Raw genomic sequence first — 19772 nt, 5'->3', positions numbered from 1 at the left:
CATCCGGTGCGATTCGCGCCTGAAGGCCCTCAAGAGCGTCCGCGTCCTGCCGACACCCCGGCCATGGCGGCGTCATCTCGACCCGCCGGTTGCAAACGGGGTCGCGCGTGGTCAGACACGGATCAGCCGACACGCGACGCAGGAGCGTTCGGGCGCTCTTCGTCGTTGGAATGTCGGTATGGGCATGCATCCTTCCAGGCCTTCATGCGAAGGCGGAAACGGTGGTGCAGGGAACATTGCAGCTGCAGTGGGCGGATCCTCCGCGCGCGCAGCCCGGGCGCACGCAGGCGCAGCCGCATCTGGACGCCTGGCTCGACATGGGGCCCGGTCGTCGCGTGGCGCTGGACGTGGCGCAGGCGCAGCGCGCGGCAGGCGACCTGTATGCCCTCGCCAACCGCCGCGTTGCGGTGTCGTACGACACGCGCGCGACCCTGGCTGCGTCGTCGAAGGTCATGGCCGCATCGGGCGCGTTGCCGGTGATCAGCGCCATCGTGCCGACGGACCGGCTGCCGCAACGCGCACTCGCGATGGGAGCGGACGGACGCGTGATGGCGTCCGCGCCGGTGCTCGGCGCCACGCGCTGGGTCACGCTGATGTGCAAGTTCGCCGACATCGCGACCGAGCAGAAGCCGCGCAGTTTCTTCCAGGACCAGTACGGCAACGCACCGGGGCAGCTGGGCCACTACTGGTCCGAGGTCTCCTACGGGCAGATCAACCTGGCGGGCAGTTCCGCGCACGGCTGGTACACGTTGCCGAAGCCACGCGCGGCCTACCTGGCGGATGTCAACGGCAGGCAGAAGGCGCAGCTGTCGGAGCTGTTCTCGGACTGTGCGGCAGCGGCCGATGCCGACGTGGACTTCGCCGGCATCCAGGGCGTCAACCTGATGTTCAACGGCGAGCTCGACGGAAGCGCGTGGGGCGGCGGCGCCTGCACCACGCTGGATGGCACCTACACGTGCACGCGCGTGACCTGGAGCCCGCCCTGGTCGTTCGCCAACCTCGCGCCGCTGGCGCACGAGATGGGGCACGGCTACGGACTGCCGCACTCCAACAACTCCGACGGCGACAGCGATACCTACGACAACCCGTGGGACGTGATGAGCGACGCGTGGCGCAACGCGACCACCGATGCCACCTACGGTCTGCTGCCGAAACATCCGAACATGTACCAGCGCGAGCGCCTGGGCTGGCTGCCGGCGTCGCGCAAGCGCGTCGTGGCGGCGGACAACCGCGAGACGCAGGAGTTCGTGCTCGATGCGGGCAGCGTGCTGAAGACGGCCAACACGCAGCTGGTGGTGCTCGCCCTGCCGGCGCAGCCCGATCCGTACAAGACCGTGATCTACACGCTGGAAGCGCGCCGGCGCACCGGTACGTACGAAGCGAACCTGGCCGGCGACGCGGTGATCATCCACAGGCTCGAGGACTACGGCATCGCGTACAGCGTCGACCGCGATACGCCGGCGGCGAATTTCTCGAGCAACGAAGGCTCGATGCTGAAGGTCGGGGGGCGCTGGAACACGCCGGACGAACTGCACTGGGTGGAAGTGGTGTCCGCCACCGCACAGGGATTCGTGGTGCGCGTCGGTCCCCGGCAGCGGTCGATGAGTTCGCCGGCACCGGTGCTCGAGCGTCCGACGCAGGTGGCCTCGTCGTCGCCCGCCACGCCGCGTCCCTCGGCGCCCACACCCGCCGCCCGTCCGCAGTCCTCCGTGCGCCGTCGCGGTTGCGACGCCCTGCCTTCGTTGCTGAGGCTGGCGCCGGTGTGCGTATGGCTCGAACGGTGACCGTGGCGGCCGCGATGCATTGATGTGGGCGTGCGTGGAGTGTCGATGTAATCGCATTCACGAGTGACAACACGGTGCTTGAGCGGACACGACTGCATTCGTATTCGCCGCGAAGGAATGCGCAAGGCGGCGCAGGCGAAGATCGACCTCCATTCCAGAAACGGAATGTCGTCGCCGGAAATGCCGATCCGCTTGCCGCATTCGGCGCGTCTTGGCGATGTCCCGAGTAGTCGCGCGGCACTGCGCGCACTCGGAGCACATCATGGGCTTGGACAAGAAGGCCGCGCCACGCGCGGTCGCGCTGGCGGCTTGCCTGTTCGCTTGCGTGGCGGCGGTGGAGGCGCGTGCGGACGAGATCGTGCAGGGCGTGCTCCAGCTGCGGTGGGGCGATGCGCCGCATGCGACGAAAAGTGGCGCGTCACCGCCCGCGCAGTTCGAAGCGTGGCTGGATGCCGGCCCCGGTCGCCGCCATCGGCTGGACGTGGCGCAGGCCAAGCGTGCGGCCGGCGACCTGTACGCGCTGGCGAACCGGCGCGTCGCGGTGTCCTACGGCATGCGGGCGAACATCGCGTCGGCGGGCAAGGTGATGTCGGCAGCCCCGGCCGAACCGGTGATCAGCGCCATCGTCCCCGCGGATCGCGTGCCGCAGCGCGCGTTGGCGGCGGGGCAGGACGGACGCGTGATGGCCGCGGCGCCGATGGTGGGCAGCACGCGCTGGGTCACGCTGATGTGCAAGTTCGCCGACATGGGCGCCGAGCAGAAGCCGCGCGCGTATTTCCAGTCCCAGTACGGCAACGCGCCGGGACAGCTGGGCCACTACTGGTCCGAAGTCTCGCAGGGGGCCATCGACCTGGACGGCAGCAGCGCGCATGGCTGGTACACGTTGCCGAAGCCGCGGTCCGCCTATGTCGCGACCGTCAACGGCCGGCCGCGCGCGGACCTGTCGCTGCTGTTCGCCGATTGCACCGCGCTGGCCGACGCCGCGGTCGACTTCAGTGGCGTGCAGGGCGTCAACCTGATGTTCAACGCCGAGCTGGATGGCAGCGCATGGGGTGGCGGTGCCTGCGCCACGCTGGACGGTGCCTACGCATGCACGCGTGCGACATGGAATCCACCGTGGTCGTTCAACAACCTGGCGCCGCTTGCGCACGAGATGGGACACGGCTACGGCCTGCCGCATTCGGACAATTCCGACGGCGATGCCGACACCTACGACAATCCCTGGGACCTGATGAGCGACGCCTGGCGCAGGGCCGCCACCGACGCCACCTACGGGCTGCTGCCCAAGTACCTGAACATGTACCAGCGGGATCGCCTTGGATGGCTGGCGCCCGGCCAGAAGCGCACCGTCGCCGCGGACAATCGCGACACGCACGAGATCGTGCTCGACGCGGCCGGCCCGGGCGACGCCGGCGGCACGCAGATGCTGGTGCTGGCGATGCCCACGCAACCCGATCCGTACAGGACGGTGGTCTACACGCTGGAGGCGCGCCGCAGGCAAGGGGTCTACGAGTCCGCGCTGGCGGGCGATGCGGTGATCATCCACCGGATCGAGGACTACGGCATCGCCCGCAGTGTCGACACGGACACGCCCGCAGCGGATTTCTCCGGCAATGAAGGCTCCATGCTGAAGGTGGGCGAACAGTGGAGCACGCCTGACGAGCGCCACTGGGTCCAGGTGGTGTCGGAAACGGCACGCGGCTTCGTGGTGCGGGTCGGTCCTCGCACGCGCGCGATGAGTGCGCCGACGCCCGCCCTGCTGCAGGGCGGCACGGCGCAGCGCGCGGGCGTGGCGGTCGGGGCGCCACCGCCGCCGGTCGTCGCGCGCAGCGCACCGCCTCCGGTGCGGCGATCGCGCGGCTGTGAAGCCGTGCCGCGCGTGCTCAGGCTGCCGATGGTGTGCGCGCTGCTGGTCCGCTGACCGCCTGGAGGCCGTCAGCGGTGGTAGGTGGCGTCCGGAACGTGCGCTGCTGCGTGGAACCGGACACGGAACGACATCGATCCCGCTCCCGGTTTCCGCCTTCGGCGCCGGATCGCGATAAAGCCTTAGTCGTGAACGTGATGTCACGACATGGAGGCCACCGTGGGATGGATGCGACGAACCGCAGGAATGACCACCCGTCGGGCGCTGGCAGGCGTCGTGGCGCTGGTGGGCGTTTGCTGTGCGCCGGCGCACGCCCTGGAGGGCAGCGACATCGTGCAGGGCACACTGCAGCTTCGCTGGGGCGATGCGCGGGCCGCACCGCCCGGCCATCCGGCGACGCCGCCCGTGTTTGAGGCGTGGCTGAATCTCGGCCCGGGCCTGCGCTACCGGCTGGACGAGGTCGAGGCCCTGCGTGCCGCGGGCGATCTCGCCGCCCTGTCGAACCGGCGCGTGGCGGTGTCGTACGTACCGCGCAAGAGCGTCTCCTCCGACCCGGTCATCGAGGCCATCGTGCCGGTGGGACGCCTGCCGCAGCGCGCGACCGTGCGCGAGGCGGGGGGGCGCATCGCGATGGCGGCGCCCGTGACGGGCGGCACCCGCTGGGTGACGCTGATGTGCAAGTTCGCCGACATCGCGGTGGAGCCCAAGTCGCGCGCGTTCTTCCAGGCGCAGTACGGCGATGCGCCGGGCCAGCTGGGCCACTACTGGTCCGAGGTGTCCTACGGCGCGATCCATCTGGCCGGCAGTGCGGCGTATGGCTGGTACACGCTGCCGGCGGCGAGGGCGGACTACGTCCCGAGCATCGCCGGGAAGCCGCGCGCGGACCTGTCGCGGCTGTTCAACGACTGCGTCGCCCAGGCGGAGGCGGACGTCGATTTCCGCAGCGTGCAGGGCATCAACCTGGTGTTCAACGGCGAACTGGACGGCCGTGCGTGGGGAGGCGGTGCCTGTGGCCTGCTGGAGGGCGTGGATGCCTGCACGCGTGCGACGTGGAGTCCGCCGTGGGCCTCGGACAATGTCGCCAGCTTGGCGCACGAGATGGGGCACGGTTACGGATTGCCGCATTCGGACAATTCCGACGGCGACGCCGATACCCACGACAACCCGTGGGACCTGATGAGCGACGCCTGGCGCCACGCCACCACCGATCCCGTGCTGGGGCTGCTGCCCAAGCACCTGAGCATGCACCAGCGCGACCGCCTGGGCTGGCTGCCGCCGGCGCGCAAGCGGCTCGTGCCGTTCGACAACGAGGCGATTCACGAGATCGTGCTCGACGCGGGCAGTGTGGCGGGATCCGACCAGGTGCAACTGGTGGTGCTGGGCGGCGAAGCGCAGCCCGATCCCTACCGCACCGTGTCCTACACGCTGGAGGCCCGCCGTCGCAGTGGCGCCTACGAGTCCGCCCTGGCGGGCGATGCGGTGATCATCCACCGGGTGGCCGGGAACGGCGCCGCCTACAGCGTGGACACCGACACGCCGCCGGCCGACCTGTCGGGAAACGAAGGCTCCATGCTGAAGGTGGGCGAGCACTGGAACACGCCGGATGGCCGGCACTGGGTGTCGGTCGTCGCCTCGACGCCCACGGGCTTCCGGGTGCGGATCGGACCCCGCCCGCGCGTGATGAGCACGCCTGCCCCCATGCTGGAACGCAGCCTGCCCACGTCGTCCGCGCACCCGCTGCACACGGGGCGGACGGACGCCGGTGCGCTACCCGGCGGCCCACCGCGTAGGGCGCCTGTCTGCGGCCTGCCGGCGCGGCGATGGCAGGCATCGCCAGCCTGTGCGCCGTTCGAGCGCTGAGCGGACCCCGGCCGGTGGGTAATGCGATAATCCGGCCATGAGCGAATCCCCCTACGAACGCGGCACCACCCATTTCGGCTTCCGCGACGTCGCCGCCAAGGACAAGCAGAAGCTGGTCGGCGAGGTCTTCACCTCGGTGGCCGGCAAGTACGACCTGATGAACGACCTGATGAGCCTGGGCATCCATCGGGTCTGGAAGCGCTACTTCGTCGGCACCTGCCAGGTGAAGCGCGGCGACCGCGTGCTGGACCTGGCCGGCGGCACCGGCGACATCGCCGCGCTGTTGAAGGATCGGGTGGGCGATACCGGCCAGATCGTGCTGGGCGACATCAACGCCGGCATGTTGTCGGTCGGCCGCGACCGCATGACCGACCGCGGCGTGGTGCAGGGCCTGGAGTACGTGCAGTGCAACGCCGAGAAGCTGCCGTTCCCGGACGCCAGCTTCGGCCTGGTCACCATTGCCTTCGGCCTGCGCAACGTCACCGACAAGGAAGCCGCGCTGCGCGACATGCACCGCGTGCTGAAGGTCGGCGGGCAGGCGCGCGTGCTGGAGTTCTCCGAGGTCACGGTCGACTGGTTCAAGCCGATGTACGACTTCCACTCGTTCAAGGTGTTGCCGAAGCTGGGCCAGCTGTTCGCCCAGGACGCCGGCAGCTACCAGTACCTGGCCGAAAGCATCCGCAAGCACCCGCCGCAGGCCGAGCTGCAGGGCATGATGGACGCGGCCGGATTCGCCCGGACCAGCTACAAGAACCTGTCCGCCGGCATCGTGGCCATCCACACCGGCTACAAGGTCTGACCAGGGCGCCGAGCGCCCTGTAGAAGCGCCCCATGGGCGCGATGCTTTTCCATCACCCCGCTTGAGAGCATCGCGGGCATGGCCCGCTCCTACAAGGGGCCAATGAACGGGCACAGGAGGGGAGCCGGACAAGGCAGGCCCCGCCCGGCGCGGTAAACTGGGCACTTCCCCCGTATCACTGGAAGTCCCCTGATGCGTTCTCTGGCTTTGCTGTTGTCCTGCGCCGCCGTGCTGGCGGCCGGTTGTTCCAAGGAACCCGAATCCGCTCCCGTGGCCGCCACGCCCAAGCCCGCCGTCGAGACGCCCGTCGATCGTGACGAGCATTCCTACGCCGAACCGCGCAAGGTCGCCATCGACGATCTGGCGCTGGACATCGCCGTCGACTTCGACGCGAAGACCATCGGCGGTACCGCCACCTACACGCTGGACTGGAAGGACAAGACCGCCACCCAGCTGGTGCTGGACACGCGCGACCTGACGATCGAGAAGGTCGAAGGCGAGGCCGGCAATGCTTGGGCGCCGCTGCAGTACGCGCTGGCCGCCAAGGATCCGGTGCTGGGCAGCAAGCTGACCATCGAGACGCCGGCCCGCAACGCCAAGGTCCGGGTCACCTACACCAGTTCGCCCGAGGCCTCGGGCCTGCAGTGGCTGACGCCGGAGATGACCGAAGGCAAGCAGCTGCCCTTCATGTTCAGCCAGTCGCAGCAGATCCACGCGCGCAGCTGGGTGCCGCTGCAGGACACGCCTCAGGTGCGTTACACCTACAGCGCGCACGTGACCTCGCGCCCGGACGTCATGGTACTGATGAGCGCCGACAACGATCCAGCCGCCGTGCGCGACGGCGATTACACGTTCAAGATGCCGCAGAAGATCCCGTCGTACCTGATGGCGATCGCCGCCGGCGACCTGGTGTTCAAGCCGATCTCCGCGCGCAGCGGCGTGTGGGCCGAGCCGGCGATGGTCGACAGGGCCACGAAGGAATTCGAAGACACCGAGAAGATGATCGCCGCCACCGAGCAGCTGTACGGCCCCTACCGCTGGGACCGCTACGACATGCTGGTGCTGCCGCCGTCGTTCCCGTACGGCGGCATGGAGAACCCGCGCCTGAGCTTCATCACGCCGACCGTCATCGTCGGCGACAAGACGCTGGTCTCGCTGATCGCGCACGAGCTGGCGCACAGCTGGTCGGGCAACCTGGTGACGTTCTCCAGCGCCAAGCACGGCTGGCTCAATGAAGGTTTCACCAGCTACGTCGAGAACCGCATCGTCGAGGCGCTGTACGGCAAGGAAACCGCGAGCATGGAGTACGCCATCGCCCGCAATGCGCTGAAGAAGGAGATCGGCACGATGCCCGAAGCGACCCAGTCGCTGGCAGTCAAGCCGGGCACGCAGCTGGACGCCGACGACGCGCTCAGCGCGGTGTCGTACGACAAGGGCGCGTGGTTCCTGCAGTTCCTGGAAGAGCGTTTCGGCCGCCAGGAGTTCGACGCCTTCCTGCGCGGTTACTTCGACCACTTCGCGTTCCAGAGCATCACCACCGAGCAGTTCCTCGACTACGCAAAGAAGAATCTGTTCGACAAGCATCCCAACCTGGTCTCCGACGCGGAGATCCAGACCTGGGTGTACGGCACGGGCATTCCGGCCACCGCGCCGCAGGTGCAGTCGCGCGGGTTCTCCAATACCGACACCGCGCGCATCGCCTGGCAGGGCAGCGGCCAGCTGCCGAACAAGCAGTTGACCGACGCCTGGGTGACCCAGCAGTGGGTGCATTTCCTCGAAGGCATGGGCGAGACGCTGACGGTCGAACAGCTCAAGCAGCTGGATGACGCCTACCACTTCACCGGCACGGCCAACGGCGAGATCGCGATGCGCTGGTATCCGCTGACCATCCGCAGCGGTTACGTGGAGGCGCGCCCGGAGATCGCCAGGTTCATCGAGCGCGTCGGTCGCCGCAAGCTGATCATGCCGGTCTACGAAGAGCTGGTGAAGACGCCGGAAGGCCTCGCGCTGGCGAAGGAAAGCTTCGCGCGCGCCAGGCCGGGGTACCACCCGATCACGACCGGGTCGGTCGAGGCGCTGCTGGCGAAGGCGTCGGCAGGCCAGTAAGGCATGGCGTTGCGCCTGACCCGCACACGGACGGTCGCCCTGGTGGCGGCCGTTCTTGTTTGCGCGGTGGCCGTGTGGATCTGGCGCGATCCGATGGCGCCGCTGCGCAACGGGCTGGCGCTGCAGGGCTGGTGGATCGACCTGTCGGCGCGGCAGGTGGTGGTGGGCGACCATCGCTGGGTCTACGACACGCGCGAGGCCGACGATCCCGCCGCGCCGACCGTGGTACTGGTGCATGGCTTCACCGGTGGCAAGGAGAACTGGTACCCGCTGGCGACGCGCCTGCATGACCGTTACCGGCTGGTGATCCCGGACCTGCCCGGCTGGGGCGAAAGCCAGCGCATCGACGGCGCCGACTACGGCTTCAAGGCGCAGGCGGCGCGGCTGGCGGCGTTCCTGCGTGCGATCCGCCGCGACGGCAGCCCCATCGTGCTGGTCGGGCATTCGATGGGCGGCGGCATCGTGGCCATCACCGCGGCGGAGCAACCCGACCTGGTTGCGCGCGTCGCGCTGATCGACGCGGCGGGTGTGCGGTTCGCCGACAACGCCTTCGGCTTGGAAGTGCTGGCCGGGCGCAATCCGTTCGCGGTGTACGACGCGGCCTCGCTGCAGCGCTACCTCGATACCGTCTTCCACGACCGTGCCGCGCAGCCCGCGATTCCCTGGCCCGCGTCGAAGGCCGTCATCGACTGGCGCATCGCGCAGGCACCGTTCGAGCAGCAGGTGCTGGACCGCATCGGTCGCAGCAACGAACGTTTCCTGCCCGGCGAGATGGCCGCCTCGATCCGCCAGCCGACGCTGCTGCTGTGGTGCCGGCAGGACCGCGTGATCGATCCCAGCGCGATGGCGCTGTACGCGGAGAAGATCCCGCAGGCGCTCCAGGTTTCACTGGACGGTTGCGGGCACATGTCCATCATGGAAAAACCCGATGACGTGGCGGCCGCGGTCGCCCGGCTGATCCAGCAAGGAAACCCCCGATGACGATGAAGAACGCGACCTATTTCCTGGGACTGGCGCTGGCGTGCGGCGTGGCGCTGTCCGCCTGCGGCGACCGCGAGGCCGAACGCGCCGCCGCTGCCGCGGCCCAGGCGGCCGCCACGGAACAGCAGGCCGATGAGCTGGCGAAGAAGTACGACAGCGCCGCGGCCTCCGGCGACTGGGACATGGCGCGCATCCACGGCATCGCGCTGCTCGACCAGTACCCCCAGAGCACGGCAGCCGCACGCATCGGGCCGTCGCTCGACGAGGTGAAGAAGAAGGCCGAGGGCGTGCGCGACCAGCGCCGCATGGAGGCGCTGTGGGCCTACGCGCAGGTGCCGGCCGGCAAGGGCACGCAGCGCTCGGCGATGATCTACAGCAAGGAGCCGGTGGACGTGGACGGCAGCGGCGCCAAGCCGGTGCAGCTGGTGTTCCGCGATCATCCCGAGTGGAAACGCAGCAGCTACCTGGTGCTGCAGGCCGGCGATTTCGCCAAGGCCTGTTACCGCCGGTGCCAGGTGAACGTGGTCGCGGACGGCGCCGCACCGAAGCGCATGGCGTCCCACCGGCCGGATACCGACGAGGCCACCGCGATGTTCATCGACGACGACAAGGCCCTGTGGCGCCTCGTGCGCAAGACGAAAGAGCTGGAGGTCGAGTTCCTGGTGAAGGACGGCAGCCTGCGCAAGGCCGTGTTCGAGACCGGCGGCCTGGACGGCAGCCAGATGCCGGGGTGGGACTGACGCCGATGCCGGCCGCCGTGCCGGCGCTGGCGAGCCTGCGCCACTGGGTGTTCGACCTGGACGGCACGCTGACGGAAGCGGTACACGACTTCGCGCTGATACGCCGTGAGCTGGACATCCCGCCTGACGCCGACATCCTGGCCCACCTGGCCATGCTGCCCCCGGACGAGGCGCGCGCCAGGCACGACTGGCTGATGCGGCACGAACAGGCACTGGCCGAAGCGGCGACGGCAGCGGCGGGCGCCGTCGCGCTGGTGCGCGCGCTGCACGCGCGCGGCTGCCGCCTGGGCATCCTCACCCGCAACGCGCGGGCGCTGGCCGGCGTCACGCTGGCGGTGATCGGGCTGGGCGACGCGTTCGACGACGCCGACATCATCGGCCGCGACGACGCCACGCCCAAGCCGGCGCCCGATGGCCTGCTGTACTTCGCGAACCGCTGGAACGTGTCGCCGGCGCAGATGGTGATGGTCGGCGACTACCGCTTCGATATCGAGTGTGGCCGCGCCGCGGGCACGCATACCGTGCTGGTGAATGTCCGCGAGGAGGAGCTGCCGGTGGACGCCACGTGGCGGCTGGCGGACTGTGCGGCGATCCTGGCCACGCTCGGCGAAGACGCGCACGCCTGAGCCGTCCGGAGCGAAAGCGCGGCGTCGAGGCGGCGGAATGCGTCAGGCGACTACCCGGTTCCGGCCCATCGCCTTGGCCCGGTACAGCGCGGCGTCGGCGCGGCTGAGCAGCTGCTCCAGCGTATCCCGCGGCATCGACGCCGACGGCGACGCCAGGCCCACGCTCACGGTGATGTCGAGCACGCGGCCGTCGTCCAGGCCGATCGGTTCGCTGGCCGCTGCGCGCAGGCGCTCGGCGACCTGGTGTGCGTCGCCCGTCCCCAGGCCCGGCAGCAGTGCCGCGAACTCCTCGCCGCCGAACCGCCCGAACAGGCCGTCGTCGCGCAGGTGCTCGCGCATGCGCGTGGCGAACGCCGTCAGCACCGCATCGCCCGCGGCGTGGCCATGGCGGTCGTTGACCGACTTGAAGTGGTCGATGTCCAGCATCATCGCGACGAAGGGCGTACCGCTCGCCTGCGCCTGGTCGGCCATCGTGCGGCCGCGTCGCAGGAAGGCGCTGCGGTTCAGCGCACCGGTCAGTGCGTCGTGGTCGGCGGCGTGGTTGAGCGTGGCCAGCAGGCGGTTGCGCGCCGCATTGACGCTGGCCACGGTCAGCGGCGCCACGGCCAGCAGCGCCATGCCCATGCGCAGCGAGATCACCGGCAACGGGCCTTCGGCCTGCACCTGCAGGTCGATCACACCATGCGCGATGGCGATCAGCGTCCACATGCACAGCAGCAGGGTGACCAGCGCGGTGGTGAACAGTCGGTAGGCCAGCGCGCACCACAGCAGCGCCGGTACCGGGAAGGCGATGGCGCCGGGACCGCCGATCACCACGCCCAGCACCACCGCCAGCGCCAGCGCCGCCAATGGCAGCAGCCGGGCCGGCCGACGCCGCAGGCGTGTCCATGTCTCCGCCAGGCGCGCGACCGCGCCGGTCGGTGAGGGCGCCAGCAGCACGACCGGCAGGATCGCCACGTAGCTGACCAATTCGGCCGAGAACCAGAAGCCGCTGGCCTTCAGCATGTCCATGCGGACCAGCGTGTGCGAGGTCAGCGCGCCCACCACGCTGGCGCCGAGTGCGGCCACCGCCGACACCGCCAGTATCCCCAGCATCGACAGGGGATGCTGCAGGTGGCGGTCTTCCTGGCGGACGTGGCGGAACAGCAGGAACCCCGCAGCCACGCCGGCCAGGTTGGCGAGCGTCAGGCGCAAGGTCGTGGGGAGCGAGGTGCCGGTCAGCAGGTCCGCTGCCACGTAACCCAGGGCGGCGGCGGCCCAGCCGGCCGGCGATGCCAGGGCAGGGCGCCGGGCGAACAGGCCCAGCAGCAGCGCATTGGTCGGCCAGAACGTCGCCAGCTGGTGGTCTGGCCGGGTCAGGATGCCGAGCCCGCTGGCGAGGAAGACCAGGGCGGCGACGCCGGACGCCCGCATCGCGAGCTGGCGGAAGGCAACGGCGGACGAAGCAGGAATGCTGACGTCCTGCGGAGGAGGTTGCCGATGCTGCGCGACCATGCTGCCCCTGCCCGTTGCCGACTGCGCGGAGCGCGACCGGTCCGGCCGTTCCCCGGCCTTACCTTACTTCACAAATGGGAGGGACGGTGACGACCCATGGCGCGTGCGCGCCGGCTTCGTGCCGCCGCCGGCCGGCGTTTTCCTTACAGCGCGTAGCCGAACTGCTGCTTGAACTGTTCGTTGAACTCGTCGAAGTCGAAGCGCTGGTTCTGCGTGCCCGGGTGCTCGACCTTCAGGGCGCCCATCAGGTTGCCCATGCGGCCGATGGTCAGCCAGTCGTAGCCCTTCTCGATGCCGAAGATCAGGCCGGCGCGGAAGGCGTCGCCGCAGCCGGTCGGGTCGGTCACGCGGCGCTCGTGCGCCGGCGGGATGTCGTAGGTCTTCTCGGGCGTGTGGATCTGCGAGCCATGCGGGCCGCGGGTGGTGATGTAGGCCTTCACCCGCTTGACGATGTCGGCCTCGCTCCAGCCGGTGCGCTCCTGCAGCAGGTTGGACTCGTAGTCGTTGACGGTCACGTAGTCGGCCAGTTCGATGAAGTGGCGCAGTTCCTCACCGTTGAACAGCGGCATGGCCTGGCCGGGATCGAAGATGAAGGGAATGCCGGCCTCGGCGAACTCGGCGGCGTTCTGGATCATGCCCTCGCGACCGTCCGGGCTGACGATGCCGAACGTCACGCCGGCCACGTCCTTCACGTGGTTCTCGTAGCTGCGCATCATCGCGCCCGGGTGGAACGCGGTGATCTGGTTGTTGTCGTGGTCGGTGGTGATGAAGGCCTGCGGGGTGAACAGCTCGTCGATCACCTTCACCTGGTCCAGCGTGATGCCCTGCTCGACGAAATGCTCGCGGTACGGGCCGAAGTCCTGGCCCACCGTCGCCATCGGCACCGGGTCGCCGCCCAGCAGCTTGAGGTTGTAGGCGATGTTGCCGGCGCAGCCACCGAACTCGCGGCGCATGCGCGGCACCAGGAACGACACGTTCAGGATGTGCACCTTGTCCGGCAGGATGTGGTTCTTGAACTGGTCCGGGAACACCATGATGGTGTCGTAGGCAAGGGAACCACAGATCAGTGCGGACATCGGCAGACTCGGCTGGAGGCGGGAGCGGCCGCGTGGCCGCAGGAAAGCGGGACGTGCGCCCCATTCCCGGCGCGCCGCTGCGAAGGTTACCGGGTGGGCCGGTCGGCGGCCAGTCTTGACCGGTGCCGCCGTGCCGCGGCGCGGCGACGCCCGGCGTGGAGCGGGCGCCTCGCGAACCGCGTTTTTCCCCGTGGATTCACGAGATTTTTCCTTGCCGCTGGTCGGTCTGATTGTTAGGCTAACCGACTTCGTTTTTGCCCAAAAAATCGCCAGCCCCGCGCGATTTTCCAGCCCCCAGCAGGAACCCGTCCCCCGATGTTCAAGAAGCTCCGCGGCATGTTCTCCAACGACCTGTCCATCGACCTGGGCACGGCCAATACCCTGATCTACGTGCGCGGGCAGGGCATCGTGCTGAACGAGCCGTCGGTCGTGGCGGTGCGCCAGGATCGCGCCATCGGCGGCTCGCGCTCGGTCGCGGCGGTCGGCGCGGAGGCCAAGCAGATGCTGGGCCGCACCCCGGGCCACATCACCACCATCCGCCCGATGAAGGACGGCGTGATCGCCGACTTCACCTATACCGAGGCGATGCTGAAGTACTTCATCAAGAAGGTGCACAAGTCGCGCTTCCTGCGTCCCAGCCCGCGCGTGCTGGTCTGCGTGCCGGCCGGCAGCACCCAGGTGGAGCGCCGCGCGATCAAGGAATCGGCCGAAGAAGCCGGTGCCCGCGACGTCTACCTGATCGAGGAGCCGATGGCGGCCGCGATCGGCGCCGGCATGCCGGTGACCGAGGCGCGCGGCTCGATGGTCATCGACATCGGCGGCGGCACCACCGAGGTGGCGGTGATCTCGCTGAACGGCATCGTCTACTCGCAGTCGGTCCGCATCGGCGGCGACCGCTTCGACGAGTTCATCACCAACTACGTGCGCCGCAACCACGGCATGCTGATCGGCGAGGCCACCGCCGAGCGCATCAAGCTGGAGATCGGCTGCGCCTACCCGCAGGCCGAGGTGCAGGAGATGGAGATCTCCGGCCGCAACCTCGCCGAGGGCGTGCCGAAGATGATCAAGATCAACTCCAACGAAGTGCTGGAGGCCCTGCACGAGCCGCTGTCCGGCATCGTCAGCGCGGTCAAGCTGGCGCTGGAGCAGACCCCGCCGGAACTGTGCGCCGACGTCGCCGAGCGCGGCATCGTGCTGACCGGTGGCGGCGCCCTGCTGCGCGACCTGGACCGCCTGATCAGCGAGGAGACCGGCCTGCACGTGCAGGTGGCGGACGATCCGCTGACCTGCGTGGCCCGCGGCGGCGGTCGGGCGCTTGAACTGGTCGACATGCACGGCAACGAGTTCTTCGCGCCGGAATGAGGCAGGGAATGGGGAATCGGGAGTGGGGAATCGGCGTTTCGCCTTTCCGTGCGTCTGATTCGTTCCTCCCACAACCGCTTTCACGCCCCGTATCGCAGGCGCACGATCCGGAACGCCCTCCACGTGCGTTCCGCCATCCCCCAGTCTCCATTCTCCATTCCCGGCCCTGATGCCCTCCTACGCCGGTCCCCCTGTCGCCACCCGCGGTGAAGTCGCCAGCACGCTGCGCCTGCTCGGCTATCTGGCGCTGACCATCGCGCTGGTTATCCTCGATCACCGTGGCGGCTGGCTGTCGCAGGTGCGCGCGCAGGCCAATGTGGTGACCCAGCCGCTGTGGTGGATGGCAGGCCTGCCCGGTCGCGTGACCACCCGCGTGCAGGACGACGCGGCCACCCGCACCGGCCTGATCGAAGAGAACCAGCGGCTGCGCAACGACATGCTGGTCGCCAACGCCCGGCTGGCCCGCCTGCAGACCGCGGCGGCCGACAACGCGCAGCTGCGCGCGCTGCTGGGCGTGAAGACCTCGCGTGGCCTGGACGTGCAGCTCGCACCGGTCCTCGACATCGACCTGGCTCCCGGTCGCCAGCGGCTGGTGCTGGACGCCGGCAGCCGTGCCGGTGCGCTGGTCGGCCAGTCGGTCATCGATGCCGGCGGCCTGATGGGCCAGATCATCGAGACCACGCCCGCCCACGCCACCGTGCTGCTGCTGACCGACCCCGACCATGCCGTACCGGTGGTGGTCGCGCGCAACGGCGTGCGCCTGATCGTCTACGGCCGCGGCCGCAGCGACCTGCTGGAGCTGGCCGACGTACCGCTCAACAGTGGCGTGGAAGTGGGCGACGTGCTGGTGACCTCCGGCCTGGGCGGCCGTTTCCCGGCGGGCTTCCCGGTCGGCACGATCGCCGCGCTGCGTCCGGACGACAGCCACGCCTTCCTGGTCGGCGACGTCACCCCGGCCGCCCGGCTGGATCGCGGTCGCGACGTGCTGCTGCTGAAGTCGGCGCCACCGCAGCCGATGCCGCCGGCGGATCCGTCGCGGTTTCTGCCTGAGGCGGCTGCACCAGCGGCAGGCGCAGCCGGCACGGCGGAAACGGGACCGGCCGCGTCCGCGACCCAAAGTCCCTCTCCCGCCGGGAGAGGGGTTGGGGTGAGGGGCAACGAAGGCCGTAATGCGGGTGCGACCGACACCGCATCCGCGCCCGCGAAGCACTGAAGCACCGCCGCAGGAGCCGCAGCGATGAGCCGCGCCCGTACCGGCTGGCTGATGCCCTTGAGCATCATCGTCGCGCTGCTGCTGGGTCTGCTGCCGCTGCCCGACACGCTGCAGCCGCTGCGCCCGTACTGGCTGGCGCTGGTGGTGGCGTACTGGGTGATCGAGGCGCCGGACAGTGCCGGTCTGGGCTTTGCCGTCATCGTCGGCCTGGTCGCCGACCTGATGTTCGGCACGCTGCTCGGCGAACAGGCGCTGCGCCTGCTGATCATGGCCTTCATCCTGCAGCGCTTCCGCGCCCGGCTGCGCTTCTTTCCGATGTCGCAGCAGGCGCTGGCGATCGGTGGCCTGTTGTTGAACGACCGCATCGTCACCACGGTCGTGCACCTCGCGCTGGGCGAGCCCACGCTGCCCTGGCAGTACTGGTGGGCGCCGCTGCTGGGCATGCTGTTCTGGCCGCCGCTGTTCGTGCTGATGGACGCGCTGCGGCTGGGTCGCCGCAGGCGGGGTTGAGCGATGCTCGGGGCCCGCCGGCGCGGCAAGAATCCGCACGCCGAAGCCGACCAGTTCCGTCGCCGTGCGGTGACCGGTTTCATCGTGGTGGCGCTGTGCCTGCTCGGCCTGGGTGCGTGGTATTTCAAGCTGCAGGTGGTCGATCACGACGAGTACGCCACGCGCTCGGAAGCGAACCGCATCCGGCCGCGGCCGGTCGTGCCCGGGCGCGGCACCATCTACGACCGCAACGGCCTGCTGCTGGCGGAGAACGTGCCGGCATTCCGCCTCGATGTGACGCCGGACAAGGTCAAGGAGCCGGCGAAGCTGGTCGCCGACCTGGCGAAGATCATCGCGCTGTCGCCCGAGGACATCGAACGCTTCGAGGCCACGCGCAAGGCGACGCGCGGCTTCCGCCCGATCACGCTGAAGCTGCGCGTGAGCGAGGAGGAGATGGCGCGCTTCGCGGTGGACCGCTGGCGCTATCCCGGCGTGGAACTGGTGCCGTACCTCACGCGGCGTTATCCGTATGGCGAGCTGTTCGCGCACATCGTCGGCTACGTCGGTCGCGTCGACGAGAAGGACCTGGAAACCCTGGGCGAGATCAATTCGGCCCTGACCCACATCGGCAAGACCGGCCTGGAGCGTTACTACGACGAGCAGCTCCGCGGGAAGATCGGTTACGAGAAGGTCGAAACCAATGTGGAAGGCCGCGCGCTGCGCGTGGTCGGGCGCGTGCCGGCACAGGCGGGTACCGACCTGCGACTGAGCGTGGATGCCAAGCTGCAGCAGGCCATCGTCGATTCGTTCGGCGAACTGGAAGGCTCGGCGATCGCCGTCGATCCGCGCACCGGCGAAATCCTGGCGATGGTCAGCCTGCCCAGCTACGACCCCAACCTGTTCGTCAACGGCATTTCCAGCAAGGACTTCAAACAGCTCAACGACAATCCCTCGCGCCCGCAGTTCAACCGCCTGGTGCTGGGTGGCGTGGCGCCGGGTTCCACGCTGAAGCCGCTGATCGCGCTGGCCGGCCTGGACAGCGGCAAGCGCAAGCCGGAGGACACGGTGGTCTCCACCGGCATGTTCTACCTGCCGGGCACCAGCCGCGGCTGGGGCGACGCCAGCCGGCGCGGCCACGGCGTGACCAACCTGCGCAAGTCGATCTCGCAGTCGGTCAATACGTATTACTACCGTCTGGCGCTGGACCTGGGCATCGCGCAGTTCGACGACTACATGGAGCACTACGGGTTCGGGCAACCGACCGGCGTGGACCTGCGTGGCGAGATCGGCGGCATCCTGCCGTCGCCGGCGGCCAAGCTGAAATCGCGCAAGGAGCGCTGGTATCCGGGCGACACCGTCAACGTCGCCATCGGCCAGGGCGACTGGAAAGTCACGCCGTTGCAACTGGTGCGCGCCACCGCCGGCATCGCCAACGGGCAGATGCGGCGCCCGCATCTGGTCAGCGAGATGCGGCACGGCTTCGACCGGCCATGGGAGCCGTTGCCACAGCCGGCGCCCATCGCGATCAGTCCGAATCCCGCGAACGTGGAGGTGGTGCGGCTGGGCATGCAGGACACCATGCAGCCCGGCGGCACGGGCTGGCGCACGGCGCTGGGTGCGCCCTATCTGATGGCCGGCAAGACCGGCACCGCGCAGGTGATCAGCCGTCGCGGCACCGCCGCGGTCGACCCGCGCAGCCTGCCGATGCACCTGCGCCACCGCTCGCTGTTCGTCGGCTTCGCGCCGGCCGACAACCCGACGATCGCCATCGCCATCGCCGTGGAAGGCGGCGGTTACGGCGGCAGCACGGCCGGCCCGATGGCGCGGAAGATCTTCGATGCGTATCTGCTGGGGAAGATGCCGGAGAAGGAGGGCGAGGAAGGGGGTCCTGCAGGCATGGCGCCCGCGACACCGCCGGCATCGGCACCGGCGCAGCCGACGAACTCAAATCCGAAACCGAGCCGGGCTCCGAGCCCCTCTCCCCCCGGGAGAGGGGCTGGGGTGAGGGTCGGCGAAGACAGGATGCCGAACGTTGGCGATAACGTCGCCGCGCTCGCACTGCATTCGCATGAGAAGTTCACCGTCGCGCTTGTCCCGACCCTCACCCCAACCCCTCTCCCGGGGGGAGAGGGGCTTGAAGCGGCGTCCGCGCGGAGGGCTTCGACATGACCGATCTCCTGCGCTGGGGTTTCGACCTGCTGCGGCATCTGCTGCGCACGGTGGACTGGCTGCTGCTCGGCGCCTTGCTGGCGTTGATGGCCATCGGCCTGGCAGTGCTGTATAGCGCCGGCGGCGAGGCCTTGGGCTCGCGGCTGGTGCTGGCGCAGGGCGTGCGTTTCGGCGTGGGGCTGGTGGCGATGTGGGCGCTCTCCCGCGTGACGCCGGTGCGCTTGCGGGCGTGGACGCCGGGCGTGTTCGCGGTGGCGCTGGTGCCGCTGGTGCTGGTGCTGTTCATCGGCACCGGCAAGCACGGCGCGCACTGGATCGACCTGAAGTTCTTCTACCTGCAGCCGTCGGAACTGCTGAAGATCGCGCTGCCGATGATGCTGGCGTGGTATCTGCACCGCGAACCGCTGCCGCCGGGCTGGCGCACGACGATCGTCTCCGCGCTGCTGATCGGCCTGCCGACCGGATTGATCCTGCTGCAGCCGGACTTCGGTACCGCCATGCTGGTCGCGGCCAGCGGCGTGTTCGGCCTGTACCTGGCCGGGCTGTCGTGGTGGTGGTTCATCACGGCGGGCGTGTTCGGCGGCACGGCGGTGGGCCTAGTGATGTTCGCGCCGATCTCGTGGTTCTCGTTCCTGCGCGAATACCAGCAGAACCGCATCCTGACCTTCCGCGATCCGGAGAACGATCCGCTCGGCGCGGGCTGGAACATCCTGCAGTCGAAGATCGCCATCGGCGGTGGCGGCTGGACCGGCAAGGGCTGGGGGCAGGGCTCGCAGTCGCATCTCGACTACCTGCCCGAACACACCACCGACTTCATCTTCTCCGTGCTGTCGGAGGAGTTCGGCTGGGCCGGCGTGGCGGTGGCATTGTCGCTGTACCTGTTCGTCGTCGGTCGCTGCCTGTGGATCGCGATGGATGCGCGCGACACCTATTCACGCCTGCTCGCCGGCACGCTGGGGATGGCGCTGTTCGTCTATGTCATCGTCAACGGCGGCATGGTGTCGGGCCTGCTGCCGGTGGTCGGTGTGCCGATGCCGCTGCTGAGCTACGGCGGCACGTCGGCGGTCTCGCTGCTCGCGGGGCTGGGGCTGGTGATGGCGGTGCGCGCGCACCGGCCCGTGCACGGGTATTGAGGAGTGAGTGGAGAGGCGTGAGAAGTGAGTAGAAGCGGGCTCTGCTGTTACTCACTTCTCACGCCTCTCCACTCGC

The 19772-nt window shown here is 69.3% G+C and carries 14 protein-coding genes and 1 pseudogene; 13 read left to right on the top strand and 2 right to left on the bottom strand.

All coding sequences use genetic code 11. The annotated features are described in order from the left end of the window. Positions 1–224 precede the first annotated feature (224 nt). From CSC78_RS06860 to CSC78_RS06825, 8 genes are all read left to right on the top strand, one after another. On the top strand, positions 225–1784 hold the full coding sequence (locus CSC78_RS06860; protein ID WP_162337162.1) for a metallopeptidase domain-containing protein: 1560 nt from the start codon (positions 225–227) through the stop codon (positions 1782–1784). Between the two features lie 262 nt (positions 1785–2046). After that, positions 2047–3705: a metallopeptidase domain-containing protein gene (locus CSC78_RS06855; protein ID WP_162337161.1), complete on the top strand. Its 1659-nt coding sequence runs from the start codon at positions 2047–2049 to the stop codon at positions 3703–3705. Between the two features lie 189 nt (positions 3706–3894). Next, entirely contained in the window at positions 3895–5508 is a 1614-nt protein-coding gene (locus tag CSC78_RS06850) for a metallopeptidase domain-containing protein (protein WP_162337160.1), read from the top strand. A 37-nt stretch (positions 5509–5545) separates the two neighbouring features. Continuing rightward, on the top strand, positions 5546–6307 hold the full coding sequence (gene ubiE, locus CSC78_RS06845; RefSeq protein WP_162337159.1) for a bifunctional demethylmenaquinone methyltransferase/2-methoxy-6-polyprenyl-1,4-benzoquinol methylase UbiE: 762 nt from the start codon (positions 5546–5548) through the stop codon (positions 6305–6307). A gap of 192 nt (positions 6308–6499) precedes the next feature. Further along, the gene (locus CSC78_RS06840) at positions 6500–8413 is read left to right on the top strand and encodes a M1 family metallopeptidase (RefSeq protein ID WP_162337158.1); all 1914 of its coding nucleotides are present in this window, start codon (positions 6500–6502) and stop codon (positions 8411–8413) included. Between the two features lie 3 nt (positions 8414–8416). Beyond that, the gene (locus CSC78_RS06835; protein ID WP_162337157.1) at positions 8417–9394 is read left to right on the top strand and encodes an alpha/beta fold hydrolase; all 978 of its coding nucleotides are present in this window, start codon (positions 8417–8419) and stop codon (positions 9392–9394) included. 2 nt (positions 9395–9396) lie between these two features. Next, positions 9397–10134 (top strand): hypothetical protein, encoded by a 738-nt coding sequence (locus CSC78_RS06830; RefSeq protein WP_162337217.1) that lies wholly within the window; start codon positions 9397–9399, stop codon positions 10132–10134. A 5-nt stretch (positions 10135–10139) separates the two neighbouring features. Then, on the top strand, positions 10140–10760 hold the full coding sequence (locus CSC78_RS06825) for an HAD family hydrolase (RefSeq protein ID WP_162337156.1): 621 nt from the start codon (positions 10140–10142) through the stop codon (positions 10758–10760). Between the two features lie 42 nt (positions 10761–10802). Here CSC78_RS06825 and CSC78_RS06820 read toward each other — a convergent pair whose 3' ends face one another. Both CSC78_RS06820 and CSC78_RS06815 read right to left on the bottom strand, forming a co-directional pair. Beyond that, the gene (locus tag CSC78_RS06820; RefSeq protein WP_162337155.1) at positions 10803–12254 is read right to left on the bottom strand and encodes a GGDEF domain-containing protein; all 1452 of its coding nucleotides are present in this window, start codon (positions 12252–12254) and stop codon (positions 10803–10805) included. 143 nt (positions 12255–12397) lie between these two features. Then, entirely contained in the window at positions 12398–13330 is a 933-nt protein-coding gene (locus CSC78_RS06815) for a carbohydrate kinase family protein (protein ID WP_162337154.1), read from the bottom strand. A 315-nt stretch (positions 13331–13645) separates the two neighbouring features. Here CSC78_RS06815 and CSC78_RS06810 point away from each other — a divergent pair, with 315 nt between their 5' ends. From CSC78_RS06810 to rodA, 5 genes and pseudogenes are all read left to right on the top strand, one after another. Beyond that, complete coding sequence (locus CSC78_RS06810) at positions 13646–14692, top strand: rod shape-determining protein (protein ID WP_055937350.1); 1047 nt, start codon at positions 13646–13648, stop codon at positions 14690–14692. A 169-nt stretch (positions 14693–14861) separates the two neighbouring features. Next, positions 14862–15693: pseudogene (mreC, locus tag CSC78_RS06805) on the top strand (rod shape-determining protein MreC); the annotation flags it as partial. Between the two features lie 236 nt (positions 15694–15929). Beyond that, positions 15930–16415, top strand: a complete 486-nt coding sequence (mreD, locus tag CSC78_RS06800) for a rod shape-determining protein MreD (protein WP_162337152.1) — start codon at positions 15930–15932, stop codon at positions 16413–16415. Positions 16416–16418: 3 nt separating this feature from the next. Beyond that, positions 16419–18563 (top strand): penicillin-binding protein 2, encoded by a 2145-nt coding sequence (gene mrdA / locus CSC78_RS06795; RefSeq protein WP_162337151.1) that lies wholly within the window; start codon positions 16419–16421, stop codon positions 18561–18563. Beyond that, positions 18560–19696 carry a rod shape-determining protein RodA gene (gene rodA, locus CSC78_RS06790; protein ID WP_162337150.1) on the top strand — a complete coding sequence of 379 codons (1137 nt, stop codon included), beginning with the start codon at positions 18560–18562 and terminating at the stop codon, positions 19694–19696. The genes mrdA and rodA overlap by 4 nt, the downstream gene beginning before the upstream one ends. The last annotated feature ends 76 nt before the right edge of the window (positions 19697–19772 follow it).

It is taken from the genome of Pseudoxanthomonas japonensis (assembly GCF_010093445.1).
GTDB classification, from domain to species: domain Bacteria; phylum Pseudomonadota; class Gammaproteobacteria; order Xanthomonadales; family Xanthomonadaceae; genus Pseudoxanthomonas_A; species Pseudoxanthomonas_A japonensis.
This window is presented reverse-complemented; position numbering and strand designations above follow the sequence as displayed.

Excerpts from the sequence above, each read along its gene's own strand:
- CSC78_RS06855 (WP_162337161.1), top strand. The coding sequence starts at position 2,047 with ATGGGCTTGGACAAGAAGGCCGCGCCACGCGCGGTCGCGCTGGCGGCT.
- CSC78_RS06850 (WP_162337160.1), top strand. The coding sequence starts at position 3,895 with ATGACCACCCGTCGGGCGCTGGCAGGCGTCGTGGCGCTGGTGGGCGTT.
- ubiE (WP_162337159.1), top strand. The coding sequence starts at position 5,546 with ATGAGCGAATCCCCCTACGAACGCGGCACCACCCATTTCGGCTTCCGC.
- CSC78_RS06840 (WP_162337158.1), top strand. The coding sequence starts at position 6,500 with ATGCGTTCTCTGGCTTTGCTGTTGTCCTGCGCCGCCGTGCTGGCGGCC.
- CSC78_RS06835 (WP_162337157.1), top strand. The coding sequence starts at position 8,417 with ATGGCGTTGCGCCTGACCCGCACACGGACGGTCGCCCTGGTGGCGGCC.
- CSC78_RS06830 (WP_162337217.1), top strand. The coding sequence starts at position 9,397 with ATGAAGAACGCGACCTATTTCCTGGGACTGGCGCTGGCGTGCGGCGTG.
- CSC78_RS06825 (WP_162337156.1), top strand. The coding sequence starts at position 10,140 with ATGCCGGCCGCCGTGCCGGCGCTGGCGAGCCTGCGCCACTGGGTGTTC.
- CSC78_RS06820 (WP_162337155.1), bottom strand. The coding sequence starts at position 12,254 with ATGGTCGCGCAGCATCGGCAACCTCCTCCGCAGGACGTCAGCATTCCT.
- CSC78_RS06815 (WP_162337154.1), bottom strand. The coding sequence starts at position 13,330 with ATGTCCGCACTGATCTGTGGTTCCCTTGCCTACGACACCATCATGGTG.
- CSC78_RS06810 (WP_055937350.1), top strand. The coding sequence starts at position 13,646 with ATGTTCAAGAAGCTCCGCGGCATGTTCTCCAACGACCTGTCCATCGAC.
- mreD (WP_162337152.1), top strand. The coding sequence starts at position 15,930 with ATGAGCCGCGCCCGTACCGGCTGGCTGATGCCCTTGAGCATCATCGTC.
- mrdA (WP_162337151.1), top strand. The coding sequence starts at position 16,419 with ATGCTCGGGGCCCGCCGGCGCGGCAAGAATCCGCACGCCGAAGCCGAC.
- rodA (WP_162337150.1), top strand. The coding sequence starts at position 18,560 with ATGACCGATCTCCTGCGCTGGGGTTTCGACCTGCTGCGGCATCTGCTG.